At 56.3% G+C, this 14,479-nt stretch carries 16 protein-coding genes; 7 read left to right on the top strand and 9 right to left on the bottom strand.

Annotated elements, in window-relative coordinates:
* Positions 1 to 50 precede the first annotated feature (50 nt).
* The 3 genes from VOI14_RS07940 to VOI14_RS07930 all read right to left on the bottom strand — a co-directional run bounded on the left by VOI14_RS07940 (position 51) and on the right by VOI14_RS07930 (position 2,708).
* Positions 51 to 1,196 carry an ABC transporter ATP-binding protein gene (locus VOI14_RS07940; RefSeq protein ID WP_323751501.1) on the bottom strand — a complete coding sequence of 382 codons (1,146 nt, stop codon included), beginning with the start codon at positions 1,194 to 1,196 and terminating at the stop codon, positions 51 to 53.
* 29 nt (positions 1,197 to 1,225) lie between these two features.
* On the bottom strand, positions 1,226 to 1,651 hold the full coding sequence (locus VOI14_RS07935; protein ID WP_323751500.1) for a RidA family protein: 426 nt from the start codon (positions 1,649 to 1,651) through the stop codon (positions 1,226 to 1,228).
* Positions 1,652 to 1,760: 109 nt separating this feature from the next.
* Positions 1,761 to 2,708, bottom strand: coding sequence for a DMT family transporter (locus VOI14_RS07930; protein WP_323751499.1), 948 nt, complete (start codon positions 2,706 to 2,708; stop codon positions 1,761 to 1,763).
* 171 nt (positions 2,709 to 2,879) lie between these two features.
* On the opposite strand from VOI14_RS07930, the gene VOI14_RS07925 reads away from it, so the two are divergent.
* Positions 2,880 to 3,770 (top strand): LysR substrate-binding domain-containing protein, encoded by an 891-nt coding sequence (locus VOI14_RS07925; RefSeq protein WP_323751498.1) that lies wholly within the window; start codon positions 2,880 to 2,882, stop codon positions 3,768 to 3,770.
* An 89-nt stretch (positions 3,771 to 3,859) separates the two neighbouring features.
* Here the strand turns inward: VOI14_RS07925 and VOI14_RS07920 are convergent, their stop codons facing one another.
* The gene (locus VOI14_RS07920; RefSeq protein ID WP_323751497.1) at positions 3,860 to 4,360 is read right to left on the bottom strand and encodes a lactoylglutathione lyase family protein; all 501 of its coding nucleotides are present in this window, start codon (positions 4,358 to 4,360) and stop codon (positions 3,860 to 3,862) included.
* Positions 4,361 to 4,454: 94 nt separating this feature from the next.
* Here VOI14_RS07920 and VOI14_RS07915 point away from each other — a divergent pair, with 94 nt between their 5' ends.
* From VOI14_RS07915 to VOI14_RS07900, 4 genes are all read left to right on the top strand, one after another.
* Entirely contained in the window at positions 4,455 to 5,324 is an 870-nt protein-coding gene (locus VOI14_RS07915; protein ID WP_323751496.1) for a LysR family transcriptional regulator, read from the top strand.
* 142 nt (positions 5,325 to 5,466) lie between these two features.
* Positions 5,467 to 6,009, top strand: a complete 543-nt coding sequence (locus VOI14_RS07910; RefSeq protein ID WP_323751495.1) for a peroxiredoxin-like family protein — start codon at positions 5,467 to 5,469, stop codon at positions 6,007 to 6,009.
* Positions 6,010 to 6,127: 118 nt separating this feature from the next.
* Positions 6,128 to 6,634, top strand: coding sequence for a hypothetical protein (locus VOI14_RS07905; protein ID WP_323751494.1), 507 nt, complete (start codon positions 6,128 to 6,130; stop codon positions 6,632 to 6,634).
* A gap of 66 nt (positions 6,635 to 6,700) precedes the next feature.
* Positions 6,701 to 7,669: a surface lipoprotein assembly modifier gene (locus tag VOI14_RS07900; RefSeq protein ID WP_323751493.1), complete on the top strand. Its 969-nt coding sequence runs from the start codon at positions 6,701 to 6,703 to the stop codon at positions 7,667 to 7,669.
* On the opposite strand, the gene VOI14_RS07895 is transcribed toward VOI14_RS07900, so the two are convergent.
* Positions 7,647 to 9,014, bottom strand: a complete 1,368-nt coding sequence (locus VOI14_RS07895) for a S8 family serine peptidase (protein WP_323751492.1) — start codon at positions 9,012 to 9,014, stop codon at positions 7,647 to 7,649. The two genes, VOI14_RS07900 and VOI14_RS07895, sit on opposite strands and share 23 nt — an antisense overlap.
* 127 nt (positions 9,015 to 9,141) lie before the next feature.
* On the opposite strand from VOI14_RS07895, the gene VOI14_RS07890 reads away from it, so the two are divergent.
* Complete coding sequence (locus VOI14_RS07890; protein WP_323751491.1) at positions 9,142 to 9,633, top strand: RNA polymerase sigma factor; 492 nt, start codon at positions 9,142 to 9,144, stop codon at positions 9,631 to 9,633.
* A complete protein-coding gene (locus tag VOI14_RS07885) occupies positions 9,630 to 10,364 on the top strand; it encodes a hypothetical protein (protein WP_323751490.1) in 735 nt (244 codons plus the stop codon). Before VOI14_RS07890 ends, VOI14_RS07885 begins: the two co-directional genes overlap by 4 nt.
* On the opposite strand, the gene VOI14_RS07880 is transcribed toward VOI14_RS07885, so the two are convergent.
* The 4 genes from VOI14_RS07880 to VOI14_RS07865 are packed head-to-tail and all read right to left on the bottom strand — an operon-like array spanning position 10,361 to position 14,308.
* Positions 10,361 to 10,972: a DUF2894 domain-containing protein gene (locus tag VOI14_RS07880; protein ID WP_323751489.1), complete on the bottom strand. Its 612-nt coding sequence runs from the start codon at positions 10,970 to 10,972 to the stop codon at positions 10,361 to 10,363. The two genes, VOI14_RS07885 and VOI14_RS07880, sit on opposite strands and share 4 nt — an antisense overlap.
* Positions 10,972 to 11,628 carry an OmpA family protein gene (locus tag VOI14_RS07875; RefSeq protein ID WP_323751488.1) on the bottom strand — a complete coding sequence of 219 codons (657 nt, stop codon included), beginning with the start codon at positions 11,626 to 11,628 and terminating at the stop codon, positions 10,972 to 10,974. Before VOI14_RS07875 ends, VOI14_RS07880 begins: the two co-directional genes overlap by 1 nt.
* Positions 11,628 to 13,619 carry a DUF802 domain-containing protein gene (locus VOI14_RS07870; protein ID WP_323751487.1) on the bottom strand — a complete coding sequence of 664 codons (1,992 nt, stop codon included), beginning with the start codon at positions 13,617 to 13,619 and terminating at the stop codon, positions 11,628 to 11,630. Before VOI14_RS07870 ends, VOI14_RS07875 begins: the two co-directional genes overlap by 1 nt.
* Positions 13,616 to 14,308, bottom strand: a complete 693-nt coding sequence (locus VOI14_RS07865; RefSeq protein ID WP_323751486.1) for a DUF3348 family protein — start codon at positions 14,306 to 14,308, stop codon at positions 13,616 to 13,618. The genes VOI14_RS07870 and VOI14_RS07865 overlap by 4 nt, the downstream gene beginning before the upstream one ends.
* Positions 14,309 to 14,479: the final 171 nt, after the last annotated feature.

Here is a 14,479-nt window from a genome sequence, read left to right as displayed (position 1 = left end):
GTTGGATCCGGTTTGCATTTTTAAGCTACGTCGCATGGGACGGTTCCGTTTCAGGTTTGATCAGCGGCGGTGAAGGCGCAGACGCCTTCGTCATCAAAAGTTAATCCGGCGACAGCGCCGACCGGCCAGCGGCGTAGCGAGTTAAGGCCAGACTGACGTACAAACAGACGAGAGTCCCCCAGCGAGGGCACATGCAGATGGATATCCACATGGTCACCCTGAAAAGCATGAGCCACTACCGTTGCGCTCAAGAGAGAGTGAGGGCCGAGGTTGTCTAGTTGGATGTTTTCCGGACGTACATGGATGTCGAGACGGTCACCCACCTTGGCCTGTACCCGTTCCTTCGGAAGACGCAGAGAGTTGCCGCTGATTTCCAAAGTGGCCTGATCGTCGTGGCTCATGTAACGACCGGGCAAGATATTGACGTCGCCAACGAAGCTGGCCACGAATGGATCCTCAGGGCGCCGGTAGATGGTATCGGGGTCGCCGATCTGGCGAATATGCCCGGCCGACATGACCACAACCCGGTCGCTCATGCTCAGGGCTTCGCTCTGGTCGTGTGTGACGAATACGGTGGTCACGCCAAGCTTGCGCTGAATCTCCTTCAGCTCGATCTGCATCGATAGCCTCAGATTTTTGTCCAGGGCGGAGAAGGGCTCGTCAAGCAGCAGCACCTTGGGCCGGATCACCAGAGCTCGGGCCAGAGCCACCCGTTGCTGCTGGCCACCGGACAGCTCGCTGGGCTTGCGTTCGCCATATCCATGGAGTTTTACCAGTTCCAGGGCCTGGGCTACCCGCTCGTTGATCTCGGCCTTAGGCACGCCGCGCATGCGCAGTCCATATCCCACGTTCTTGGTGACGCTCATATGTGGAAACAGTGCATAGTTCTGGAACACTATGCCGATCTCGCGCTGATAGGGTGGGGTATCGGTAACCAGTTGGTTGTCGATGAAAATTTCGCCGGTATCGGCTTCAACAAAGCCAGCAATCAGGTTAAGCAGCGTGGTTTTGCCGCAGCCGGATGGCCCCAGTAATGTGATGAATTCGCCCTCATGAATTTTCAGAGAGACCTTTTGCAGAGCAATGGAATCGCCAAAACGTTTCAGCACGCCGTCCAGTCGGACGGCAATTTCGGGGCGTGGTTCGGACAATGGCGTAGCCGCAGTCGCGAAGTCGTGTGCCTGTGCAGTGGACATGGTAGCTCCGGTTAAAAAGGACAGTGGTGTTAAACGGTGGATTCGTCATCAGGGATTACGGCGATCACGTCGATTTCCATCAACCATTGCGGCTGGCCCAGAGCCGAAACCACAAGCCCGGTCGAGATCGGAAACACGCCTTTGAGCCACTTGCCGACCTCTTTATAAACCGGTTCGCGAAAGCGGGCATCGGTGAGATAGGTGGTGGTTTTGACAATATGGGAGAGGTCGGAGCCGGCTTCTTCCAGCAGTTGCTTGAGGTTCTTCATTGCCTGCTCGGTCTGCGCGCGAGGGTCGCCGAGGCCCACCAGATTGCCCTCAAAGTCGGTGCCGACCTGACCGCGAACATAAACGGTATTGCCGGCACGGACAGCTTGGCAAAGATCATTATCCAGAGACTGGTTGGGGTAGGTGTCTTTGGTGTTGAACATACGGATGCGTGTATGAGTGGGCATGGTCTCGTAACTCATTTGGAATAGATGGTTGCGGATCAGCTTCACATCGTCGCGTCGGTTAGGAAACCAGTCTTTGGATGGGGTAGTGATTAGGAAAAAACGAAGCGCATCAGGAATACTGAGCTTTCCTAGCGTAAGCCCTCATTGCCCATAGAACTCCAGACACGAGCAACGCGATGGCAATTGCCTCCACGGGCCGGGGTAGACGCCCGGCGTAGACAAAACCGTACAGCAGCGCAAACACCGGTTCGAACACGAATACTTGCCCCGTTAATGACAGAGGCAAACGCCTCGATGCGCCATTCCAGAACATGTTGGCTATGAGTGAACCAACCACCCCGATGCCAAGACTGATACCCCAAAACAAACGCCAGTCTTTACCGTCCGCTACGGCATCAACGGATACAGAGAACGAGCTGGGCAACCACAGAACGGCTGCAAGTCCCAGAGCCCAGACACCCGCGCTCACGCCCGTCATATAGGACCATAAGCCGCTTGAAATGTCGGTTCGGCGTTTCAATGCGCGTGCGTTCAACACCGTGTAGAAACTCCAGCTGACGAGTGCGCCGAACGCCATCAACAGGCCCTTCACGGACTGGCTAACAGGCTGCGACTGCTCGTCCCACATTTGCAAAGCGTCAGCGTTGATAAAGAGAATCCCTAGTACAATAAACAATAGAGGTCCGGTGAGAGCCGAGAGCGACAGCGTGTCTTTATCGGACTGCCCGAGGAGGGTGACCACAACCGGGGCCATGCCCACCACCAGTGACGCGGGGCCAATGCCCACATGTTGAATCGAACCGGCCAGCAAGGCGAAAAACAGGACATTTCCCAACGCGCCGAGCACCATAAGAACCCCGATGTCCGAGAGCGATAGGCGTTGCCAGAGCTTCGAAAGCGATGGTGCGATCAGTAACAGTGACACCCCGCCGTACACCAGAAATCGGCCGGTGGCGATCTCCAGCGCCGAGAACGATGTCAGCACCAGGGGGCTTAGGAAAACCAAGCCCCAGAATGCGCCTGCTGCAGCGCCGAGTAATACACCTGTACGAATCATAAAACGCCCCTCCGGCACATCAATGTTGAGGTACGCACTCTAGGGCAGTCGTGGTTGTTGCAGTAGAGACATATCCGACTCGAGACATGCCAATACGGCATGGCTATTAATTCCCGGCGGGTTTGCGCAGAATGATCGTTAAAACTGGCTCTGACTCAGACATCAAAACCTATGAACAAACTGAAACGGCTTCCCCCCATTCATGCGATTTCTGCTTTTGAATCTGTGGCCCGGCTCGGGAGTTTTACGGCCGCCGCTGGCGAACTTAATTTGGGGCAAAGCGCGGTCAGCAAACAGATCAAGACGCTTGAAGAGCAAACCGGAACACCGCTTTTTCTTCGGCATGCTCGTGGCGTGGAGTTAACGGATGCCGGAAAGGAACTGCTCAACACCGTTCAGCCGGCGTTACATCAGCTATCGGCGGGTATCGAGCAAGTTCGCCAGCGTCACGATGCTGATACGGTCACCGTCATTGCGACCCATGCGGTCGCTCATTACTGGTTGTTCCCTCGGGTGATAGCGTTCAATCGGGTACATCCGGAGATTACGGTCAGTATCCGTTCTGACAACGCGGTAGATGCGTCAAAGGTGACCGAATACGATTTCGGCATACTGTATGGCGAAGGGCGCTGGCCCTTCCTCGATAAGGCGCCACTCTTTAAGGAGTCGGTTTATCCGGTATGCCATCCAGAGCTGAATGTGAACGAGCCCCAACGGCCCGGGGATCTGGCACAGCTGCCGCTGATAGAGTTGGATTCGACCGAGTGGGACTGTATCGGCTGGGATGATTGGTTCCGTAGCTTTAATGTGGAATACCAGGCGGCGGAGAACTTGCCGACCTTCAATCAGGTCACGCTGGCATACGAAGCTGCTCGTCAAGGTCTTGGCGTGGCACTTGGCTGGCATTTCATGGTCGAAGAGGATCTTCGATCGAATACGTTGAAGCGTGTGGGTTCATTTGCGTTTGAATCGGGCAAGCAGGACTATTTGGTCCACAGTGTTCATTCGTCTTTGAAACCGTCGGCGATCGCATTCAGGGATTGGCTCCTTAAGGCGTCATGAACCCGGAGCCAGCTTGCTGCAACGCCAATCGTTAAAGACAACGGGCTCCTCATATCAAGAAGCCCGTCATTCTTCTAACGCTCAGCGGCTCAATAAGCCCCCTCGCCATAAACCAACTCATAGCTGTGGCTATAAATCTCCACAATATTGCCAAACGGATCTTCCATATAAATCATGCGATAGGGCTTCTCACCCGGGTAGTAATAGCGCGGCTTTTCCATGCGACGTTTACCACCAGCGGCGACAATACGCTCGGCGAGTTCCTCGACGTTCGGGTCCTGTACGCAGAAGTGGAAGATGCCGGTTTTCCAGTATTCGAAGTTGTCTTCCGGGTTAGTCTGGTTTTTAAACTGAAACAGCTCTACGCCAATCCGATCGCCGGTGGACAGGTGGGCGATTCGGAAACTGCCCCAGCCTGCGCCGAAAACGTCGGTGCACATCTCGCCGATGGCGCTGTCGTCTTCTTCGATCTCTGTGGGTTCCATGATCAGGTACCAACCCATCACCTCTGTGTAGAACTGAACGGCGCGCTCCAGGTCTGGCACGGAAATGCCGATGTGGGAAAAGTTACGTGGGTATACGTTGCTCATTGCTTGTCCTCCAGTGATGAAACTGACAACAGGTTACTTGCAGTGTTTAATCACGTAAAATTATGGTTTGTCATTAAATCAATCGGATTCTGTAATGATTAATGCGGTCTGGTTACGTACTTTTTGCACTCTGGTGGACGTCGGCCATTTTACCCGCACGGCAGAGCGCCTTCACATGACGCAGTCCGGGGTGAGCCAGCATGTCCGCAAGCTCGAACAGCAGCTCGGCACGGAATTGCTGGTGCGTCACGGCAAGCAGTTCGCCCTGGCCGAAGCCGGTGAGCGGCTGTATGCCGAGGCTCAGAGCGTTTTGCTGGCACTCTCGAACCTTGAGCAAACGGTGGGTGAGGACCCGCCCTACCAAGGCACGGTTCGGTTGATGTCCCCCGGCAGTGTCGGGCTGAAACTCTATCCGGAATTGCTGGCGTTGCAGGCCATTCACCCTAAGTTGGTGATCGATTACCGCTTTGCGCCGAATGCCGATGTGGAAAACGCCATTGTAGAATCCAATGTGGATATCGGGTTCATGACCGCCAAATCAACGCTGGTGGATGTGGAGTGCACGCCCGTAGCGGAGGAGTCGCTGCTGCTGGTAACACCGGCGACCTTGGAAACCCCGGATTGGGATACGCTCATGGCGCTGGGTTTTATTGATCACCCGGACGGCAGTCATCACGCCAACTTGCTGTTGGGCGCCAATTATTCACAGTTTCAACACAGTAACCTGTTTCCCCGAAAGGGTTTTTCTAACCAGATTGCGTTGATTTTGGAGCCGGTCAGTTTGGGGTTGGGGTTTACGGTTTTGCCTGCTCATGCCGTGGCGGCTTTCCACAAACCGGAGCAAATCAAGGCACATCGGTTAGCTAATCCAGTGAGCGAGACGCTGTTTTTGTGCACCCTGCGCCGCCGTGTGCTCCAGAGGAGAATGAAAACGGTGGTTGATGAGGCCAAACGGTGGTTATAAGCGGCACCGAACGGCGGCAGTCGAGAAAAGTGGGTTAGACTCAAGCCATGAAGACATCAGCAAGCAGGTGTTGGATTGGGTCGTCGCACGGCCGCGTTTGTGAAAGGTGCCAAAACAATCCAACAATCACCGGAGAGAACGAGTGAAACGCAAAGCCATAGGCGATACGGTCGCATTGGCAGACTTAAGCAACATTAAAGGTCTGCCGGTACAGGTTCCCCAACCAGGAAAACTGGTTCATCTGCAGTTCAGACGCTTTGCGGGTTGCCCGATCTGTAACCTCCATTTGCAGTCCTTCTTCAAGAATTCGAGTACGTTGCAGGAAAACGGCATTCACGAGGTGGTGGTGTTCCATGCCAGCAGAGAGCGCATGCTGAAGGATGTGATTAATGTGCCTTTTGATCTGATCGCCGATCCTTCAAGGAAGCTCTACCGTGAGTTTGGTGTGGAAAGCTCATGGAAGGCCATTCTCAACTTTAAGATGATGAGAAGTGCCCTGAAAGGCGTTCGGACCTTCGGTATGAAAAAGCCCGAAAGCCTGGAGGCGGAACTGGGGTTGCCCGCGGATTTCCTGATCGATGAGAGCGGTAGGATTGTCGCATTGAAATACGGCACCCACGCCAATGACCAGTGGTCACTGGATGAGGTGATTCAGCACGCGAAGGGCGAGCAGGTGAACGCTTGAGTTCATAGGCAGAAGTGAAGAACTCAATTTTTTTGTTTTTTTCTGGAATAAAATTTCGGCCCACTCGTCTTCCTGATGAAAGCTACCCATAAGGGTTCATCAAAAGGAGGACGAAATTATGAAAAAGCACATTTTGACTTTTACGATCTGTTCTATCCTTTCTACCAGCGCACTTGCCGCTGAAGGAGCCGGTTCCGCAGAGATTCAGGCCGAAGCCAACATGAGCGCCAGTGCCAATGGCAACGATGGCGTTTCAGCACAGGGCAGCGGGTCAGCGTCTGCTCAGGGCAGTGTGAACGGTGAGGCCACGCGCCGCGAGGCTTCTGAGCAAGGTCAGGCTGCCAGTAACGAGGCTCGCCAGAAAACAAACGCAGCGGTGAGTGCCGGCGTCGAAGCGGGTCAGAAGGTCCGAGGTAAAGCCAACGCCACAGCCGATGCGGCAGTTAACAAGGCCGCCGATAAGCGAGACGCTGCGAAAGATCGCGTGAACGACGCGCGCAGCTCTGAAATTCGGGTTGAAACCAATCAGCAAATCGGTACCTCTGTATCGGATTCCGTGAAAGGTGAAGTCCGGAATTCTGTTAAAGGCGCCGTGAAAGGTTCTACCGGTGGTGGAGTACTCTAATCACGCCGTTGAGTGATAGCCGGGCCCGTACAGGCCCGGCTTTTTTCTGCCTAGGAGATACCTGTCATGCGATTAACACTACCCTTTTCTAAGCTACCACTCGCGGTCGCCATGGTGGTGACCACACCAGCACTTTGGGCATCAGAGCATGCCGAGCTGAACGGCCATGTGGGTGCGGGCATGGAGTACGACAACAACCTGACGGTTGACGAGCTGGACCGCTCCTCCGATAACAGCGATCAAGCCTGGGTTTTCGATGCCGGGCTGGAAGCAATTCTGAAACCCAGCGAGGCGCTGAACCTGACGCTGGATTATTCAGTGTCCGGTAGTCGTTACCAAACCTACGACGAGTTTGATCAGGACATCCATCTGGCGTCCGCGGACTTGAGCTACGATTTCGACCCGGTCACGGTGGGGGCAAGCTACCACTATTCTCACGCCACATTGGACTCTGAGGCGTTTTTGGATTTTACGCGCACCAGCGTTTACCTCGGTAGCCTGTTGGGTGACAGCACCTACGTCATGTTGAGCCTGCAGGACAAGACTAAAGAGTTTGAGGATACCGATGCGCGGGATGCCGATATTAAAGGCGTCAGTTTGGATGCCTTTTTCTTCTTTAACGACGCTCGCAGCCACCTGCTGTTCGGTGTCGACGGCGATAAGGAAGATGCTCAGGCCGACGCCTATGACAACCGGCTCATTCGCGTGCGTGCCAGCTGGGTGCACAAGTTTCAGATGGCGGGGCAGGACAACCGCCTGAGGTTGAAGTGGCACTATGAAGATCGGGAATACGATGACGTGGTTATCGCGCCCGATGAACCGCTGCTGAACAACCCGTTTACCGAAGATTTGCAGGAACGCACTTCGGAGCAACGCGTAGACCAAGCCTGGATTGTGGAAGCCGGCTGGCGGATTGGGTTGAACGAGGTGCTTAGCCTCGAACCGAAAATATCCTACGGCCACTACACCTCAAACATCGAGTCGGCGGATTACGATAAAACCGTGGCGGGCGTTACCCTGCGGGCTGATTTCTGAACCGCTCGGACTGATCATCGAGAAAACCGTGGCCGAAACTCCGGTCACGGCCCTTGTCACCTAGGTCTTCAGCGTTGTCGATCAGCGCTTGTATCGCCTCTTCTTTGCCCAGCCGTGGCAGCGAGCAGGCCAGCAATGCAGTGACCACCGGGGCTGCCAGTGAGGTTCCACTGTCGTGGCTCAGACCGCCGTTTGGGTGAGCAACCGGAACGTCGACACCACGTGCGGCGAAGGTTACCTGTTCTCCCCGGTTCGCCCACCGGTATAACGCCCGCGTGTTATCCACCGCCGTGACACCGATCACGCCCTCATAGGCCGCAGGATACAGCGGCGGCGCGGCCGGCCCTTCGTTGCCCACTGCCGCTACCAGCAAAGGTCCCTTCTGCTGCAAGCTTTTGATAGCGGCAGCCAGAATCCGGTTGTCAGGCCCGGTCAAGCTGATGTTGATGACCGACGTATTCTGCTTTGCCAGCCAGTTCAATCCTTCCAGTAGATGGGCGAGTGTCGCCCCTGAATTCGCCTCAGAGCGCTCGTAGAACACCGATGCATTGAAAAGGGTCGCGCCGGGTAACCGGGGCTGGGCGTGGGGCGTTGGTTGCCCTACCAGCACGCTGGCGACTGCGGTGCCATGGGCGCGAGGAGCTACAAGCTCGCCAGTTCGATTATTCACCGCTATAAATGGTTTCTGAATGATCTCTGCCTGACTAAACGCCGAATGTTCATTGCTGATGAGCGTATCCACCATGCCGATTCGAGCGGGTTCCGTGCACAGACTTAGCCCTATGGGCTCGCTCCCCTGTGTCGCTGCGCCCGTCGCACGGCTTTGGGGGCTGTAAATATGATTGCGGTCGAGTCGCTCTGACAGTTCCGGCAGCCATTCCTGTAGTGCTGCGCGCGAGTCCATTTCCGGCGGGACACTAAAACGCACCAGGGTCAGACCCAAGCCTTCGAGTTGTTGTTGCTCAAGAATCGTGACGCCGGGCCGGCGAAGCAGATTCAACTCCTCTTGTGTGGCGGTGATCAGCCATTGCCGTGCCACCGCGCGAGTGCCGTCGCTCTGGAGCGATTCGTAGAAGGCGGTTTCGCCATCGCGAGAGCGGACGGGCAGCCACTCTGGCAGTTGTCCTTTCAATTGTTCTGGTAGCTCGTCGGCGTTGACGATGCGCTGGCGTGTACTTTCCGTGATTTTTCGCTCCACCAATGCTTCCGCTCGCCGCTCCACCTGTTCGGAAATGGCTTCAATTTGCCCGTTGAGGAGTTCGCCGGGGCCAGCACTCAGGCTCAGGCCGGGTGCTATCAGTAGGGCCGGCAACATCAGCCAGTGGAACGTTGGTCGCTTAATCATCGTGTAGATCCACGCTAAGAAAAGTTTCTAGCAAGACAACGGCTGGATCGAAAAATAATTCCCGACCCGAGGGAATAAATCCCGCTGTGACTCGTTGTACAGGTAACACATATCGAAAAAGGGCGCCATGCGACAGGAAATCACGGAACTATTGCCGAGTTTGAGACGCTTCGCCTATTCGTTGAGCGGTTCCGCGGCGGATGCGGATGACCTGCTTCAAAGCACGGTCGAGCGGCTGCTGAGCCGGTCTCGACCGGACGATGCAGACATCACCCGATGGGCATTCCGGGTGTGCCGAAACGTGTGGATAGATGAGTGTCGGGCCCGCAAGGTTCGTCGTGATGCGGCGGAGCTTCCGGAGCTCAGCGAAGGCCAGGTCGTCGATGGCGACAAGCAAGTCGCGGGTGAAATCGAGGTGAACCGGGTGACTCAGGCGATGAGCCGGTTGCCGGAAGATCAGCGTCAGATCATCTCGCTGGTCGCGATTCAGGGACTGTCTTATCAGGCGGTCGCCGACATTCTGTCGGTGCCTAAAGGTACGGTTATGAGCCGCTTGGCTCGTGCGCGCGCCGCTCTGAGTGAAGCGCTGTCGCCTGAAACAACGAGGATCGAGCAATGACTAACGTAGATGAAAAACTCTCTGCCTTCCTTGACGGTGAATTACTCGCCGAGGAAATGCAGCAGATTCGTGATCGGTTAGCGGTGGAGCCAGCACTGGCAGCCCGCCTGGGCGAGTTGTCGATGGTCGATCAGGCTCTTCAGGCACACTACGGAGAAATCGATGATCGGCCGCTACCGGCGGCGATAACCCAGTTGTTGGCATCTGCAGATTCTGAACAGGAACGCCCTTCGAACAACGTTGTTCGGTTCCCGTTATGGCGCAGGCTTCAAGCTCATACGGGTAAGGCGATTGCCGCCGCACTGGTTGGCGGCTTTGCACTGGCCCAGTGGCTGTCACTCCCTACGATGGATGCAGACGCCTCCTGGCAAGAGGTGGCGCAGGCGTTGGAGTCAACGCCCAGCGGTACCCACTACACCTTGGCCACCGGAGAGCAGCTCACGCCGCGACTTACGTTTGTGAATCATGACGGAGAATACTGCCGTCAGTTTCGGGTGCAGGGTGATATCGGGCGTTCTGAAAGCATTGCGTGCCGAAGCGGTGCCGGCGGTCAGCAATGGGATTTGGCCGTGCGCCTCGAAGTGGCGGATAGGGTGTCAGGTGATCGCTATCAAACCGCCAGTGGGGGTGCGCTGCTGGATGACACGCTGGATAAAATGATGGCCGGTCCGTTGTTGGCGCCGGAGGATGAACAGCGCCTGATTAAGCAGCAGTGGCCATCAGACCACTAGGTTTTTCGCCCCAGCTTTTCCAGCGCCATCAGCGTGTCGGTGTAATTCACCATGCGGTTGAGATACGCCGGTGAGAGGCGCTGCATTTCGGCAATGGCGCGGCTGACCAACCGGTGCGCGTTCATCGGACCGGCGCCTTCGGGGGTATGCTCAATGGCGTGTTGAATGCGGTCCTGGAGAGCTTGAATGCCGTGATTGGCCGTTGCTCGGGCCATGGCTTTCAAGGGTTGTGGGCTGCTGGAAACGGTCGATGGTTGTGGCTGCTCAGCATCCTCCTCCGTTGACCCGAAAATTAATTGCTCGATGGGGGAACGTGGAGCCTGTGCCGGTGTACTGTCTTGAGCGTGATTGAGCCTGTCGACCAGATCGGCCAGAAGTGAACGAGGCCGAGGCTCGGCCGTTGAAGGTTGCTCGCTGCTTTGATTCCCTCTTGCCTGTAACTCGGCGAGGGCGTGTTCCAGTTTCTGCCAATGCGCTGTGCCCTGTAGCCCTTTCACGCGTAGGCGTTGTTCCAGCGTTGCCAGATAGTGGAAGCGAACCGGATCCGCTTGGTCGGCTCGGGTTTCTTTAAGCGGTGCTAGCAGTGAAGTTTCGGCCAGTTCAGGCATCAGCTTTCGACTTCCGCTTGGGCGTCTGCGGCAGTGTCGCCAGAGGCGCGGGGCACGGTGCTGATTTCTACGCGCCGGTTCTGGGCGCGGGACTCGGCATCTACATTGGGTACGGCAGGGTGGTGCGGACCAAAAGCCGCCGCGAAGACCCGGTCGTTCGGCAGGCCCAGTTCCATGAGCGTGCGCGTGACGGTGAGCGCACGCTGGGCCGATAGCCCCCAGTTGTCCTGATACCGATTACCCCGGTGCATCGGCAAGTCATCGGTGAAGCCACTGACCATCAGCAGTTCATCGTGTTGGGTCAGGTAAGTTTTCAGAGGGGTGACCAGAGATTCCAAAACTTCAACGCCATCGGCTTGCAGCTGGTCCGAATTCAGTTCGAACAGTACGTTGCCGCTGATGCCAATGCGGCCATTGCTGAACGTTACTAAGCCTTTGGTGAGCGGGTCTTCCAGTGCTTGTTCCAGCGCAATACGCCGTTCTTGTTCGGCTTCCCGTTTGGCTTTTTCATCGGCCAGAGACTGGCTGAGTTCCAGCTGAACGCCGATCACCCACACCAGTATCAACACCAGAATGCCCACCAAAGCGGCCATCAGGTCGGAGAAGATCGCCCAGATCGGCGTGGACTGCTGTTCGCTGTCCTCCAGATGTTCCATCAGTCGGCTCCGCTGGTCTCAAGCTCGGCGCGGCGAAGTGCCGCCGCGGCATCGATGACATCTTTCTGGGAGCTGACCGACAGGTCGATGACTTCACGGGCCTGTGCCACGTAGTAGGCCAGCTGCTCGTCGTGACGACTGCTGGCGTTATCCAGCGCTTTCTGGATGTTGTTGAGATTGTCCTGAAGTTGCGTGTTGGAGCTACTGAACAGCTCGACGGCTTTGAGGAAGGCCTCGCTGAGTGCGCCCACTTCTTGACTGCTGCCGGTGAGATCTTCACCCAACCTGGCGAGCTGCTGGCTCTGCTCTTGTATGAGTACGTTGAAGCGTTCGCTGATGTCGGAAAGGGTGTCGCCGGCACCGCTGATCAAAGAATCCACCGCCTGAGATTGGCTGTCGGCATTGCTGCGCTGGGATTCCAGCAGGCTGTCCAGCTCCTTGACCAGGCGCTGGCGTTCTTCCAGTAACTGGTTTTCCCGCTCGCTGTTGCGTGCCATCTCGGATTGCAGCTGGGAAATCACCTGCGCCGCCGCTTTCGGTGTTTCCGAGGCAGTTTCGATCAGGCGGGTCATCGGGGCTTCCAGCCCTGTACCCAGCTCGTTCAGGTGTTTGGTAACGGTCGCTTCCAGTTGCCCCAACCGGTCATTAGCGGCGTCGCCACGGGCGGCTTCGTGTTCGTGCAGGGTGGTGAGCTGCTCGCTGATGCGGCTGATGAGTGCATCCAAACCTTGTTGGTGCTGGCTGGAAAGCTTGGCGCTCTCTTCCTGGAAGTGGCGTTGGTATTCCTGCAGCGTGTTCTGCAGATTGGTCATCAGCGTTTCTGCCGTTTGCTGTTGTTGCTCAACGCCGGTCTGCCAGTGCCGTGCGGTTTGCTCGGTCGCTTGCTGAATCTGCTCCAGCAATTGTTTCTGGGCTTGTTGAGAGGTTTCTTGCAAAGCGTGGTTGTGTTCAGCCGAGGCTTGCTGTTGAGCATGAAGGTTCTGTTGCCAGTGCTCACCCGCCTCTTGAGTGGTTTTTTGGAACGTTTCGCTCAGTGCTGCCAGTTGCTGCTGGGTGGTAGCCGCCCAATCTTCATGCAGCTTGCCAGCACTGGACTGCAAGGTCGTCATGGCGTCGGAGACAATCGGTTCTATCCGTTCAGCGGTCAAGCGGGTGCTGGATTCCAACGTTTTCTCTAAAGATTCAGCGACGGAGTCGGCCAGAGACTGATAGTGGTTGCCAACGGTGCTGTGGAATTCCTGCTGGTTTTGCGTCAGTGATTGCTCCAGTTGCTGGCCCAGCTGTTCCATGCGAGCGGTCATGGCTTCCATGGCTGAAGCCATTTTGGGCAGGGCTTCGGCCTGAGATTCCATGGCTTTGAACGCTTGCTGGCGTTGGTGGTCTGCCGACAGGTGATGCAACCGCTGGCGCAGGGTTTTATCCAGTTGCCGGGAAACCTGCAAGCGTTCGCGTCGGCTCAGGGTAGAGGCCAGTCCAAGCATGGCCGAAGCTGCAACGCCCGCGATGGAAGTGCCAAAGGCCAAACTCAGCCCGGCGATGGGCGCCGCCAGCGCGCTGCGAATGGCGCTGAGTTCGGTGCTGCCATCCAGTGCGGATGCGGCGCCGCTCAAGGTCACAATCATGCCAGCGAAGGTGCCCAGCAGGCCAAGCATAACCAGTAGGCCGACCAGATAGGGCGTGAACTGTGGGCTGGGCAGGGCGGCAAAATGTCCGTCAATGCGCCGTTGCACAGAGAACTGAACTTGCTCCGGCAGGCCGGATAACCAGCCCGCAAGTTGCTCGCGGCTTTCCGGGGTGCTGTTGAGTTTCTGCGACAGAGTTCGGGTTGTGCTGCGGAATCCCATCAATTCGACAAATCCCAGGGAATACACCACGGCAATGATGATCGTGACGGAGAGCGCCAGCAGATCAGAATCGATAAAGCGCTGGCCAATCCAGGCGGTTACGGCCAAACCTGTGACAAAAGCGAGAAAGAAGAAAAGTCTGCTCATGGAGAGTCGTTTACCTCGTTGTGGCAGGCCTCGAGCAATCCCAGTACCGGCTCCAGCCGAACATCCAGTTCAGCGAGTAAAAGATTCTGCGCGTCTTCGCAGTAACGGTGGAGCCAGTCATCCGGCGTAAAGCCGGTTTCGTGGGATGAATCAGAGGATGTCTGCAGGGTTTGGAATCGCTGCTCCAGAACCTTTGAAACATGGGAGAAACATTGGCCGGTGTAACTGGCCATGGTGTGGTCGAATACCGAATCCAGTTCCGCCAGACGAGCAAGATCCTGATCGTGCTCTTTCATCGCCTTGCGGACTTTGTCTCTAAGTTGGCGACTGGAGGCCGCGACTTTGCGCTGATGCACCAGCCATGCATTGAGATAGGGCTCGGATGTCAGGTCATCGCCGGGCTCGACTTCTTCACCGTAACGGCTGATTTTGCGCCGCAGTGCCCGGCGTGTATTGATCAGTTCTTTCGTCAGTTGCTCGAACACCGGTCCTTGATTCATGCCCGGCTGGCGGCGTCGAAACGCGGTTGCGGCATCCAGCGACATGGTGTCCCCAAGTCCGAATAAACGGCTCAGGCGTTCGGCAAAACAGGGCAATTTTTCAGGTTTTGAAGAAGGCTCGCCGGTGGCCAGAAGCTGCAGCAGCCGGGCATGAGTACTGCCGGATTGTACAGGGGCCAATTGAGTCATGGAGCACACCGGGTTCGAGGATCGATTAGATGACGAATATCGGATTATCAGAGAGCGATATTCTACTGTCTATCCATGGGGAATGGTAATGGCGCCGTCGCAGCAACGATGTAAGGGCCAAACCTTGTATTTTACCTGCCAGAGACAATAGTAATAGGAAGTGAACAACTT

The sequence above is a fragment of the Marinobacter sp. genome (assembly GCF_034669625.1).
Classification (GTDB): Bacteria; Pseudomonadota; Gammaproteobacteria; order Pseudomonadales; family Oleiphilaceae; genus Marinobacter.
The sequence above is the reverse complement of the archived record's forward strand: the minus strand, read 5'-3'. Positions and strand labels throughout refer to the sequence as shown.

Excerpts from the sequence above, each read along its gene's own strand:
- VOI14_RS07870 (WP_323751487.1), bottom strand. The coding sequence starts at position 13,619 with ATGAGCAGACTTTTCTTCTTTCTCGCTTTTGTCACAGGTTTGGCCGTA.
- VOI14_RS07880 (WP_323751489.1), bottom strand. The coding sequence starts at position 10,972 with ATGCCTGAACTGGCCGAAACTTCACTGCTAGCACCGCTTAAAGAAACC.
- VOI14_RS07875 (WP_323751488.1), bottom strand. The coding sequence starts at position 11,628 with ATGGAACATCTGGAGGACAGCGAACAGCAGTCCACGCCGATCTGGGCG.
- VOI14_RS07935 (WP_323751500.1), bottom strand. The coding sequence starts at position 1,651 with ATGCCCACTCATACACGCATCCGTATGTTCAACACCAAAGACACCTAC.
- VOI14_RS07895 (WP_323751492.1), bottom strand. The coding sequence starts at position 9,014 with ATGATTAAGCGACCAACGTTCCACTGGCTGATGTTGCCGGCCCTACTG.
- VOI14_RS07915 (WP_323751496.1), top strand. The coding sequence starts at position 4,455 with ATGATTAATGCGGTCTGGTTACGTACTTTTTGCACTCTGGTGGACGTC.
- VOI14_RS07865 (WP_323751486.1), bottom strand. The coding sequence starts at position 14,308 with ATGACTCAATTGGCCCCTGTACAATCCGGCAGTACTCATGCCCGGCTG.
- VOI14_RS07905 (WP_323751494.1), top strand. The coding sequence starts at position 6,128 with ATGAAAAAGCACATTTTGACTTTTACGATCTGTTCTATCCTTTCTACC.
- VOI14_RS07900 (WP_323751493.1), top strand. The coding sequence starts at position 6,701 with ATGCGATTAACACTACCCTTTTCTAAGCTACCACTCGCGGTCGCCATG.
- VOI14_RS07890 (WP_323751491.1), top strand. The coding sequence starts at position 9,142 with ATGCGACAGGAAATCACGGAACTATTGCCGAGTTTGAGACGCTTCGCC.
- VOI14_RS07940 (WP_323751501.1), bottom strand. The coding sequence starts at position 1,196 with ATGTCCACTGCACAGGCACACGACTTCGCGACTGCGGCTACGCCATTG.
- VOI14_RS07885 (WP_323751490.1), top strand. The coding sequence starts at position 9,630 with ATGACTAACGTAGATGAAAAACTCTCTGCCTTCCTTGACGGTGAATTA.
- VOI14_RS07930 (WP_323751499.1), bottom strand. The coding sequence starts at position 2,708 with ATGATTCGTACAGGTGTATTACTCGGCGCTGCAGCAGGCGCATTCTGG.
- VOI14_RS07920 (WP_323751497.1), bottom strand. The coding sequence starts at position 4,360 with ATGAGCAACGTATACCCACGTAACTTTTCCCACATCGGCATTTCCGTG.
- VOI14_RS07925 (WP_323751498.1), top strand. The coding sequence starts at position 2,880 with ATGAACAAACTGAAACGGCTTCCCCCCATTCATGCGATTTCTGCTTTT.